Raw genomic sequence first — 11,424 nt, forward strand, 5'->3', positions numbered from 1 at the left:
TCGGCATAAACGTTGTTATGCCGATGTCGGCATAACAAGGTGGTCACGTCGTACAAGCACAGCGAGACATCACCACTGTGCGCGGCGTGGGTGAAGCACAGTTCGGCGACGTTGTCGCGGTAGGCCCCCGGGCCCTCGCCGGCTGCCGCCCGAGTCAGGGTGCGGCGCATTGTCTTCTCACTCGCCGGCCTCACGCCCAAGTCGCTCAGCACACGGCCGGTGTCCAGGATCGAGGTCGGCTCCACGATCCGGGCGATCACCAGATCTCGAAACACCGCGTCACCGATCGTGTCGAACCCCAGCTCGGTGAACACCGCGCTCAGCGCGTCATACAGCACCCGCGAGGAAGTCCCCACCACCCGCGGCGCAGGAACCGGCCCGCGTTCACGTGCTGCCGAGCCTGCCTCGTCGAAGAGCGCCGCCGCCCGCGGCTGGCCGATCAGCGTCGCCCTGGGCGCGGCCGGCTCCAGGCCGAGGTCGAACTCGCCCTGCCCTGGGTCCTCCAACAGCTCCCGCGCCCGCTCAACGAGCAGCCCGAGCTCGGCCTCGGTATGCGCCGACCCGATATGGGCCACGATCCGCCGCCGGCCATCGACGTACTCAGCGATCTGCACGGCCGTCGCTCCCGAAGCCGTCCGTACCCGCCGAATCCACGCCACACGCCCCACGGTAGAGCACCAATTAGTGCCACAGATCGGCGTCCCGCGGACCCATCGGCGCAGGTCAGCGAGTTACACCGTCACAGATCGCGACGCCGTGACCGAACTCAGGCCCTGAGCCGCAACGCCTCCGGTGCTCCGGTCGGTAAGTGGTGGGGCCTGCTGGCCGGTGTGCTCGGCACCGCCGCGGCGGCGAACCTGGGGTTGGCCGCGCTGCCGTGGCTGAAGCGGTGGCGCACCCGCGCCTGAGACCGCTACCGGCGCACGTGGTCGAACAGTTCGGAGGAGATGTAGCGCTCGCCGGTGTCGGGCAGAATCGCCACGATCGTGCGCCCGGCGTACTCCTCGCGCCGGGCCAGTTGCAGCGCGGCGTGCAGGGCGGCGCCGAGGAGACGCCCACGATCAGGCCCTCGGTGCGAAACGCGGTGCGGGCCACCTCGATCGCCTCATCCTGGGGGACCTGCAGCACGCCGTCGAGCAGGTCCAGGTCGGTGACGGGCGGGACGCCGTTGCCGCCGGTGATGCCCTGGATCTTGTGCGGATGCCACTCCTGGCCGTTCAGCACCGCCGCCTCGGCCGGTTCCACCCCGAACAACTGCACCCGCGGGTTCTTCGTGCGCAGGTACCGCCCGGCCCCGCTGATCGTCCCACCGGTCCCGGTGGTGGCCACCAGCACGTCCACCTGCCCGTCGGTGTCGGCCCAGATCTCCGGCCCGGTGGTGGTCTCATGCACGTGCGGGTTCGCCGGGTTCCCGCCCTGCCCGGACAGGAACAGGTCCGGATCGGCCTCCACCATGGCGTTCGCGTGCTGGTTGGCCCCGGCCATCCCCTCGGTGCCGGGGGTGAAGATCACCTCAGCACCCAGCGCCCGAAGCACCGCCGCACGTTCGGAGGACACGTCGTCGGGCATCACGATGACCACCCGGTAGCCGAGCACGGCGCCGATCCAGGCGAAGGCGATCCCGGTGTTGCCGCTGGTGGCCTCCAGGATCGTGCCGCCCGGGCGGAGCCGCCCATCGGCCTCCGCGGCGCGCACGATCGCCAGCGCGGTGCGATCCTTGACGCTGAAGCCGGGGTTCTGGGACTCCAGCTTGACCAGGACCCGGGCGTGCAGGTGCTCGGCGCTCAGGGCGCCCACCCGCACCAGCGGGGTGTGTCCGACCAGTTCGGTCAGGTCGGCGTAGATGCGTGCCATCGATGCTCCAAGAAGAGGTGTCAGGGTGCCTGCGGAGCGTACGGTACCGGCGGGCCCGGAAGGGCCGACGACGGCGCCCCGTCCGGATCCTGGGCGGCGCCGGTGTGCCGGGTCGGTCCGCGGCCGGTCTGCGGTGTCACTCGTCGCTGACGCGGGCGATGGTGTCGGTGGGCGGTCCGCCGAGCACCGCGTCCTCATCGGGACGGTGGCGCAGCACGCTCTCGATGTAGGAGGTGACCACCTCCGGCAGCGGCACGTCCCGCCCGCGCTCCTGGGCCATGAACCAGCGGTGTTCGAGCATCTCGTGGAAGATCTCGGCCGGCTCCAGCTTCCGGCTGAGATCTCGGGGCACCGCCCGCACGGTCGGCTCGAACACCTCGGTGAGCCAGTCGTGGGCCACGTACTCCTCGTCGTCGCCGAGCCGGTCGGTGGCCGCCCGGTAGGTGTCCATGTCGTTGAGCAACCGGCGGGCCTGGTTCTCCTGCACGTCCAGACCGGTCAGGCGCATCAGACGCCGGTGGTGGTGGCCGGCGTCGACCACCTTGGGCTGGATCTGTACCGAGGTGCCGTCGATGTCGGTGGTGATCTGCAGTTCGCCCACGTCGTAACCCAGGGCGTTCAGCCGCCGGATCCGGTCCGCGACCCGCCAGCGATCGGCGGTGCCGAACTCTTCGAGGTCGGTCAGCGTCGACCACAGGTCCTGGTAGCGCTCCACGAGCATCTCGCCGATGGCGACGGTGTCCACCTCCTCCATCAGCAGGTCCCCGGCGTCCAGGTCCATCAGTTCCCCGATGATGTTCACCCGGGCGATCTCCAGGTCGTACTCACGCTGGCCGCGGGTGAGTTCGCCGTGCAGCTCCCCCGTCTCGGCGTCGACGAGGTAGGCGGCGAACTCTCCCGCGTCGCGCCGGAACAGGGTGTTGGACAGGGACACGTCACCCCAGTAGAAGCCGGTCAGGTGCAGCCGCACCAGCAGCACGGCCAGGGCGTCGATGAGCCGGGTGGCCGTCTCGGGGGCCAGGTGCCGGCTGAACAGGGCGCGGTAGGGCAGGGAGAACCGCAGGTGCTCGGTGACCAGGGCGGAGTTCAGTGCCTCGCCATCGGGACTGCGCCGGCCGGTGATCACCCCGACCGGGCGCACCGAGGGCACGTCGAGCCGGTTCAGGTCCCGCAGCAACTGGTACTCGCGGTAGGCGACCGATTCCCCGATCTCCTTGATCGCGATGACGCGGCCGGACAGGCGCACGAACCGCACGATGTGCCGGGAGATACCGCGGGGCAGCGCCGCGATCGTCTCGGCCGGCCAGTCCTCCAGCGGCACGTGCCAGGGCAGGTCCAGCAGGGCTGGGTCCGGTGCGGCCGCGGTGATCTGCAACGAGGTGGGCATGCAGATGATTCTGACAGCCCCACGCGGTGGCCGGGAAACTCAAGGGGTGGAGCCGGCGCTGGCGGCACTGCGGGCACTGGCGGCACATGCGGAACGGGGCGGGATCCCGGTTGGATCCCGCCCCGTTCCTGCGCATGTCTCAGTGCGCGTTCACCGGTCTGATCAGTTCGGCAGACGCTCACCGGTCGCGGAGGAGAACACGTGCGACTCACCCTCGCGGATCCGGACGTAGATCCGGTCGCCCTTCATCGGGACCTTGCGCGGGTCGGTGCGCACGATGACCTGCGCCTCACCGGCACCGGAGGTGACGTGCTCGGCCACCTCCTTGTCGCCCAGTTGGCCGTAGACGAAGGCGTCGGAACCGAGTTCCTCCACCACGTTCACGTCGACCGGGAAGGCGCCCTCGTCGCCCTCGGTGGTCAGGTCCAGCGACTCGGGACGGAAGCCGAGGGTGATCTCGTTCTTGTCGGCCTCGGTGAGGGCATCCTGCGTGGTGCGGGCCAGCGGGATGTGGGTGTTACCCAGGTGGGCCTTGCCCTCGGAGACACCGAAGGAGCCCAGGTTCATCGCCGGGGAGCCGATGAAGCCGGCCACGAACACGTTCGCCGGGGTGTCGTACATCTCCCGGGGGGTGCCCACCTGCTGGAGCACGCCGTGGTCGAGCACCGCGATGCGGTCACCCATGGTCAGCGCCTCGGTCTGGTCGTGGGTCACGTACACGGTGGTGACCCCCAGGCGGCGCTGCAGCGAAGCGATCTGGGTGCGGGTGGACACACGCAGTTTGGCATCCAGGTTGGACAGCGTTCATCCATGAGGAACACCTGCGGGTTACGCACGATCGCGCGGCCCATCGCCACACGCTGACGCTGACCACCGGAGAGGGCCTTCGGCTTACGGTCCAGGTACTCGCTCAGGTCCAGGATCTTGGCGGCGTTCTCCACCCGCTCACGGATCTCGGACTTGGGGTTACCGGCGATCTTCAGGGCGAAGCCCATGTTGTCGGCCACCGACATGTGCGGGTACAGCGCGTAGTTCTGGAACACCATCGCGATGTCCCGGTCCTTGGGCTGCACGTCGGTGACGTCGCGGTCACCGATCAGGATGCGGCCGGAGTTGACGTCCTCCAGGCCGGCGAGCATCCGCAGCGAGGTGGACTTACCGCAACCCGAGGGGCCTACGAGGACCAGGAACTCGCCGTCGGCGATCTCCAGGTTGAGTGCGTCCACAGCGGGACGCTCAGTGCCCGGGTAGGTCCGGGTCGCGTGGTCGAAAGTGACCGTTGCCATGATGATTCCCTCCACCGGCAGGTACGTGCCGGACGATCCGTTGTGAAGAGTGTCAGAGTGTCTCCGCTGACACAGCCGGTGAGGAACACCGGCCGAGAGTCATTGTGCCACACGTCACGTTCTTCGCCGCGTGAGGCATCTCACTGCTCGCGCAGGTCCGCCAGTGCGTGCAGGAGTTCGGCCATGGCCTCCTCATCGGCCACCCGCACGGTGGCCACGGACTCGGCGGTGCCCACTTTCACGCCCAGGTCGCCCTCGCCCAGTACGGCCAGGGCCGTCTCATCGGTGACGTCGTCGCCGGCGAACAGGACGGCGACGCCCGCGCCGTCGCGTTCGGTGCGCAACCGGTGGCGCAGAGTGGCCACCGCCTCTCCCTTGGTGGCCTGCACCACCGGGATCTCCACCACCTGGTTGCCCGGCTGGGTGTAGGTGCCCGGCCAACTGCCCGGCCCGGCCAGTGCGAACGCCAGCGCCCGCTGGGCCGCCTCGGCGTCGGCCACGGGACGGGTGTGCAGCGCGGCGGAGGCGGGTTTGTGCTCCACCCAGGCGCCGTCGAACTCCGGTTCGGCGGCGATGCGCTCCAGGGCGTCGGTGACCCTGGTCAGCAATTCGCGCGCCCCGGGCTCCAGATCGAACGGCATCATCTGCACGGTGCCGTCGGGTTCGACCTGCCCGGTCTGGGCGCCGTGGCTGCCGACCAGCCAGGTGCCCGCCGGTGGCGTGGCCAACTCGGCCAGGTCTGCTGCCGGCCGGCCGGAGACCAGGGCGAGTTGGACGGCGTCGGCCCCGGACAGGCGCACCAGCGCTTCGGCGGCCCGCGGGATCGGCCGGGACCGGTTGGGGTCGGGGACCAGCGGTGCCAGCACGCCGTCGAAGTCCAGGGCCACCAGGAGGTGCTCGGCCCGGACGAAGGTGGCCAGGTGCTCGGCCAGTTCGGCGGGTGGGGTGGGTGCCGCCGCCGGCGCAGGGGAATCGCTGCCCGCGCCCGGGGTGTGTGGGGACGTCATCAGCGCTCCTGGGTGAGGGCCTGGAGTGTGGACAGGAACGCCTGCGCCCACTGGCGCACGTCGTTGTCCATCACCCGCCTGCGCAGGGCGCGCATCCGTCGTCGTCGGTCCCGCTCGGGCATGTCGATGGCGCGCATGATCGCGGCCTTGGTGCCCTCGATGTCGTGCGGGTTGATCAGCAGCGCCTGCGGCAGGTCGGCGGCCGCACCGGCGAACTCGCTGAGCACCAGCACTCCACCCAGGTCGTGGCGGGCGGCGGCGTACTCCTTGGCCACCAGGTTCATCCCGTCCCGCAGGGACGTCACCAGCATCACGTCGGCGGCCAGGTACAGCGCCGCCATCTCCTCCATCGGGTAGGAGTGGTGCATGTAGTAGATCGCGGCGCCCGCGAGGGAGCCGTGCTGGCCGTTGATATGCCCCACGGATTCCTCGATCTGGTGGCGCAGTGCCTGGTACTGCTCCACCCGCTCCCGGCTGGGACTGGCCACCTGCACCAGCGCCGTGCCGGGGGCGGTGATCTTGCCTTCGTCCAACAACTCCCCGAAGGCCTTGAACCGGTGCCGGATCCCCTTGGTGTAGTCCAGGCGGTCCACGCCGAGCAGCACCGTCCTCGGATCGCCCAGTTCCCTGCGGATCTGGGCGGCGCGCTCCAGTACCGGCTCACTGCGCGCCACCTCGTCGAAGTGGGCGGCATCGATGGAGATCGGGAACGCGGCGGCGCGGACCTGTCGGCGCCCGGTGTTATGGGCGTCGTCGGCGTCATCGGCCTGGGTGCCCGGGTCGATGGCGATCTCGTTGCCCCGGGTGCTGTGGGTGGTGAAGCGGCGCACCGCGCGCAGGAAGTTCGCGGCGTCCCCACTGCGCTGGAAGCCCACCAAGTCCGCCCCGAGCAGGCCCTCGATCACCGCCGACCGCCACGGCAGTTGGCCGAACAGTTCCACCGGTGGGAAGGGGATGTGGTTGAAGAAGCCGATGCGCAGGTCCGGTCGCATCCGGCGCAGCATCGCCGGGACCAGTTGGAGCTGGTAATCCTGTACCCACACCTCGGCACCCTGATCGGCGGCGTCGGCAGCCTCGGTGGCGAAGCGTTCGTTGACTTTGCGATAGGTGTTCCACCAGTGCCGGTGGTACTCCGGGGGCACGATCACGTCGTGGTACAGCGGCCACAGGGTGGCGTTGGAGAAGCCTTCGTAGTAGTCGGTGACCTCCTGCTGCGTCAGCGGCACCGGCCGCAGGTGGATGCCCTCGGCCTCGAACGGGTCCAGGTCCTCCTCGGTACGGCCCGGCCAGCCCACCCAGGCGCCGTCACCGGAGCGCATCAGTGGCGCTAAGGCCGTCACCAGCCCGCCGGGGGAGCGGGTCCACTGCACGGTCCCGTCCTGGTCGACGGTGGCATCGACCGGGAGCCGGTTGGCCACCACCACGAAGTCGTGGCCCCGACCGGTTGAACCTGCTGACCTGTTCTTCGCCATGCCACTCCATCGAGTTTCACTTGTTCGAGATGCCCAGTACCGGCCCCCGCTCAGCCTATCCAGGTGCCGATCGGGGTGCACGCGGCCCTCAGTGCCGGTTGCCGGTCATCGCGAACACGGCGTACCGGGCCGGGCGCCCGACGGCCGCGGTATTCGGTGCGGGACGGGGCGCCGGACACCGTCCGATCGGGTTGCTGCGGGTACCTTGAGGCGTATGTCGTCGAGCCCTGATACCACGCAGCCGGTGCCCAAGGAGGTGGGCGGTTACCGGCTGCGCAGCGTCCTCGGCTCGGGCGGGATGGGCACCGTGTATGAGGCGCTGGACGGGGACAACCGGGTGGTGGCGCTGAAACTGCTGCATCCGGGCATCAGCGCGGACCCGGCCGCCAGGGCGCGGCTGCGCCGTGAGATCGCCACCCTGCACCGGGTCCGCGGCCCGCACGTGGCGCGGGTGCTGGACGCCGAGTCCGACTCCGCCGAGGCCTTCATCGTCACCGAGTTGGTCGAGGGGCAGTCCCTGGACGACTCGGTGCGTGAGCACGGTCCGCTCGATGAGGTCGAGGTGGCCGATCTGGCTGACGGATTGGCCGATGCCCTGGCCGCCATCCATGGTGCCGGGGTGGTACACCGGGACCTCAAACCCGGCAACGTGATGCTCACCGACGCCGGACCTGTGGTGATCGACTTCGGCATCTCCCAATTGGCCGATGATTCGCGCCTGACCCAGACCGGGCTGGTCACCGGCACCCCGGGGTATGTGGACCCCGCCGTGATGCGCGGATCCGCCCCGGGCATCACCGGGGACTGGTGGGGCTGGGCCGCGATCCTGCTGTTCGCCTTCACCGGCCGTGCCCCGTTCGGCAAGGGGCCGCTGGCCGCGGTGCTGGGCAGAGTGGAGACCGGGCGTCCGGACCTGGACGGTGTACCCGAGCCGCTGGCGCCGGTGCTACGGGCGGCGCTGCACCCCGATCCGCAGCACCGCCTCGACCCCCGGGAGGTCCGCAAGGCGCTGGGAGAGTTCGCGCTCGGCCACACTCCACCGTGGTGATCGCCGAGCACCCCACGGTGGCCGCGCCGCAACGACCCCCGGCGCCGCCGGCCTTTCCTCCGCATCGCCGGAGTGCCTGGCCGGCCGGCGCTGCGGGTGCCGGCGGCGCGGGTGCGGGCGCCGCGGGTGCGGGCGCCGCTGGGGTGCAGGGCCCAGCGCCGGCCGCGGGGTATCCCCCCCAGAGCCAGGCACAGCCACCGGCTCAGCACGCGCCCGGGGAGCAGCAATGGCAGCAGGCACCGGTCACACCGGCACCCGCCCGCCGGCCGGTGCAACCGGTGCACCCCGCCCCTGCCGGGCCGGAGGGCTGGCAGCACCCGCAGGAGCAGGCACCGGCGCCGATGCCGGCCTGGGCGCGACGCCCGCGGACCCGCCCGGCGGTGCTGGGGGCCTGGTTCCTGGCGGTCGTGGGTCTGGGCGCGCTCCGGCCCGCCTGGACCCTGATCGGCCTGGCGGTGGTGATGGCCCTGACCGGGGCGATCGGGGTCGGCGCCGAAGCGCTGCGGGAACGGCGGCTGCACTACGGGCGGCGTCGCTCCGATTCCGCCCGGGTGATCGCCGGTAGCCCCTGGTACCTGCTCTCCGGGACTCTGCTGACGGTCCCGGGCCTGATGGTCGGTGCCCTGGCGGCGGTGGTGATCTGGGGATTGGGCGCCTCCCGGCTCCCGCACACCGGTGTGGTGGCCCTGGCGATGGCTGCGCTCACCCTGCTGCTGTGGTGGATCCCCTCGAGCACGAGTGCCCGCACCGGTGCCCGGCACGTGCTGGCGGTGCTGGCGCCCTCGGCGCGCGTGGCCCGGATCTGGGCCGGGGTCGGCGTCCTGGTGGGATTGGTGATGTTGCTGGCGGTGGCGGGCTTCGGGGCCGAGGTCGTCTGGGACCCGGCACCGGCGCCCGCGGTGCCCACCTTCTGAGTATCCACGTTCCGAATACCCGCACGCTGACCTGCCCGCCGTCACCAGCACGGTGAGCGCCGCGGCCGGTGCCGAGTGGCCAGTGCCACAGCACCGGTGCCTGTAGCGACGTCGGGCCAGCACGTATCCTGAACGCAAGGGGCTACCCGTTGTAGTGCCTGCTGTCGGAAAGGAACTCCCGCGTTGGCTTCGAAGAGCATGGACAAGACCGCACGCCGCGAGGCGGCGCGCGCCCAGGCGGAGATACTGCGGAACCAGGCCCAGGCGCAGGACCGCAAGCAACGCATCATCATCGGTGTGATCGCTGCGGTGATCGTCGTGCTGATTGCGGTGGCCGGGCTGATCATCTGGCAGTCCTCCCAGCGCACCCTGTTCAGCGACTTCGAGGGCGAGGTCCCCGCCGGTGCGAACGACCGCGGTGGCTTCGTGGTCGGTGCCGAGGGAGTCGGCAGTCCGAACGAGGACGCCGTCGAGGTGCAGATCTACCTGGATTACTCCTGCGTGTGGTGTGAGCGGTTCGAGGAGGTCAACGGCGCCGACATCGCCGAGATGACCGACGCGGGTGAAGTGACCGCGATCTACCACCCGGTGGCCTATCTGAATGAGTACTCCGTGCGTGCCGGTGCGGCGATGGCCGCGGTGGCCGATCGGTCACCGGAGCACCTGGTCGACTTCAACGAGCAGATGTTCGCAAGCCTGGAGCCGGGTGCCTCGGACGAGCAGATCATCGAGGTCGCCGTCAGCGTGGGCGTGCCCGAGGACGTGGCGAACACGATCACCGACGGCACCTTCACCGAGTGGGTGCAGGTGGCCAGCGACCAAGGCCGACGGGACGGTGCGATGGGCACACCCACGATCTTCGTCGACGGCACCGAGGTCGACGCCGAGCAGGAGGGCCAGAACTGGCTGAACCCCGGGGAGCTCCCGGAGTTCATCCGCTCCCAGGCGTAGCACCTGGCAGACTCACTGGTGCGCCTGCGGTCCGGAGCCGCAGGAACCCGCCACCTTAGCTCAGTTGGTAGAGCACCCGCCTTGTAAGCGGACGGTCGTCGGTTCGAGTCCGACAGGTGGCTCTCTCTAGCCCTCTGACCTGCAGTAACGCACTCGCCCTGGATGTGTTGATGAAGTGGGCGGAAACTGGGCGTCTACCCACTTCATCAACGCCGAGTTCTTCAGCCGCATCTGGGAGGTCACGTCCCTCCACGGCGAGCGGCTCGCAACCGGGGGACCCCGGGCCCTTCTGGTTCGCACCTGACCCTGCTCTGGCTTGCAGGCCCGCTGTCCCACGCGCCCCCCGCCCCCCCGCCTCCCCGCACCGGGTGATGAAGAGTCGATGAAGAATCCCGCGCCGCCGCTGCTGGGCTTGCTGCCGCCGGGACGGGCGTGATTATCCTCCCTTAGCCCCACGCGATGAGCCGGCCAGTTGCGCCTGGGACCTTCTTGCCCGCTAGCCAACTCCAGCAGAGGGAGACCGTTCGTGATACCCAGGACGCGACTCGCCGTCGTCGCCGGCGGGGTTGCCATGGCCCTCGCCCTTGCCGCGTGCGGTGACGGAGCACGAACCACACCCGATGAGCCGGCCCCGGGCTCCGCTGTGGAGGAGACGACTGACAGCGCATCGCCGACTGAGGTCGAGGGCGTGCACAACGACGCGGACACGATGTTCGCGCAGATGATGATCGTGCACCACGAGGGCGCCATCGAGATGGCTGACCTGGCCCTGGAGAAGGCTGACAGCGAGGAGGTGCGCTCCCTGGCGGAGCGGATCTCCTCCGCGCAGGGCCCGGAGATCGACGAGATGACGTCCTGGCTGGAGGCATGGGGGGAGGAGACCTCCCCGACGGGCGGCATGGAGGGCATGGACCACGGCGGCATGGAGATGGAGGGCATGAGCCAGGAGGAGGCCATGGCCGAGCTGGAATCGCTGTCCGGCGCCGAGTTCGACCGGCGGTTCCTGGAACTGATGATCGCTCACCACCGCGGCGCGGTGGACATGGCACAGGAGGAGCTCCACGGCGGGGAGAACCCACAGGCGCTGGACCTGGGCCAGAAGATCGTCGATGACCAGGAGCGTGAGATCGCGGAGATGGAGCAGTTGTTGGAGACGCTCTGAGGAGTGCGCAGGAGGGCCGGGAGTCGAGCCCGGCACCATAGGCCCTCCGGTGGCAGAACCGGCTACAAGGAGATGGTATGGGTTGGCATGACATGGGTTCGTGGGGCATGGGCATGGGCTGGGGCTGGCTGTTCCTCGTCCTGCTTGTGCTCGGTGTCGCGGTGCTGGCGGTGGTGCTGGTCCGGCTCCTGTCCGGGGGTGGGCAGGGTGAGCAGCGCAACCCGCCGCCGATGCGGGGCGGCCGCGCGCTGGAGGTCCTCGATGAGCGGTACGCCAGGGGAGAGATCGACTCCACGGAGTACGACGAGCGGCGCCGGCGCCTCGAGGGCCCCGAGGACTGAGC

9 protein-coding genes, 1 tRNA gene and 2 pseudogenes are annotated in these 11,424 nt (G+C 70.1%); 6 read left to right on the top strand and 6 right to left on the bottom strand.

Annotation, left to right across the window (positions count from 1 at the left end; all coding sequences use genetic code 11):
* Positions 1–35: 35 nt before the first annotated feature.
* The 6 genes and pseudogenes from ACRRRO_RS10680 to ACRRRO_RS10705 all read right to left on the bottom strand — a co-directional run.
* Positions 36–659, bottom strand: a pseudogene (locus ACRRRO_RS10680) (IS1634 family transposase); the annotation flags it as partial.
* Between the two features lie 64 nt (positions 660–723).
* On the bottom strand, positions 724–1,854 hold the full coding sequence (locus ACRRRO_RS10685; protein WP_434081514.1) for a PLP-dependent cysteine synthase family protein: 1,131 nt from the start codon (positions 1,852–1,854) through the stop codon (positions 724–726).
* A 136-nt stretch (positions 1,855–1,990) separates the two neighbouring features.
* Complete coding sequence (locus tag ACRRRO_RS10690; protein ID WP_424786685.1) at positions 1,991–3,241, bottom strand: DUF4032 domain-containing protein; 1,251 nt, start codon at positions 3,239–3,241, stop codon at positions 1,991–1,993.
* A 162-nt stretch (positions 3,242–3,403) separates the two neighbouring features.
* Positions 3,404–4,527, bottom strand: a pseudogene (locus tag ACRRRO_RS10695) (ABC transporter ATP-binding protein).
* Between the two features lie 140 nt (positions 4,528–4,667).
* Entirely contained in the window at positions 4,668–5,534 is an 867-nt protein-coding gene (gene otsB, locus ACRRRO_RS10700) for a trehalose-phosphatase (protein ID WP_424786683.1), read from the bottom strand.
* A complete protein-coding gene (locus tag ACRRRO_RS10705; RefSeq protein WP_424798090.1) occupies positions 5,534–7,006 on the bottom strand; it encodes an alpha,alpha-trehalose-phosphate synthase (UDP-forming) in 1,473 nt (490 codons plus the stop codon). The genes otsB and ACRRRO_RS10705 overlap by 1 nt, the downstream gene beginning before the upstream one ends.
* A gap of 244 nt (positions 7,007–7,250) precedes the next feature.
* Here ACRRRO_RS10705 and ACRRRO_RS10710 point away from each other — a divergent pair, with 244 nt between their 5' ends.
* From ACRRRO_RS10710 to ACRRRO_RS10735, 6 genes are all read left to right on the top strand, one after another.
* The gene (locus ACRRRO_RS10710; protein WP_434081515.1) at positions 7,251–8,054 is read left to right on the top strand and encodes a serine/threonine-protein kinase; all 804 of its coding nucleotides are present in this window, start codon (positions 7,251–7,253) and stop codon (positions 8,052–8,054) included.
* Between the two features lie 278 nt (positions 8,055–8,332).
* On the top strand, positions 8,333–8,968 hold the full coding sequence (locus ACRRRO_RS10715; RefSeq protein WP_434081516.1) for a hypothetical protein: 636 nt from the start codon (positions 8,333–8,335) through the stop codon (positions 8,966–8,968).
* 183 nt (positions 8,969–9,151) lie between these two features.
* On the top strand, positions 9,152–9,919 hold the full coding sequence (locus tag ACRRRO_RS10720; protein WP_424786680.1) for a DsbA family protein: 768 nt from the start codon (positions 9,152–9,154) through the stop codon (positions 9,917–9,919).
* A 49-nt stretch (positions 9,920–9,968) separates the two neighbouring features.
* A tRNA-Thr gene (locus ACRRRO_RS10725) sits at positions 9,969–10,041 on the top strand.
* A gap of 449 nt (positions 10,042–10,490) precedes the next feature.
* Positions 10,491–11,081: a DUF305 domain-containing protein gene (locus tag ACRRRO_RS10730; RefSeq protein ID WP_434081517.1), complete on the top strand. Its 591-nt coding sequence runs from the start codon at positions 10,491–10,493 to the stop codon at positions 11,079–11,081.
* 77 nt (positions 11,082–11,158) lie between these two features.
* Entirely contained in the window at positions 11,159–11,422 is a 264-nt protein-coding gene (locus ACRRRO_RS10735) for an SHOCT domain-containing protein (protein WP_424798092.1), read from the top strand.
* Positions 11,423–11,424: the final 2 nt, after the last annotated feature.

It is taken from the genome of Sanguibacter sp. Z1732, assembly GCF_051020515.1.
In the GTDB taxonomy this organism is placed as follows: domain Bacteria; phylum Actinomycetota; class Actinomycetes; order Actinomycetales; family Beutenbergiaceae; genus CALKWS01.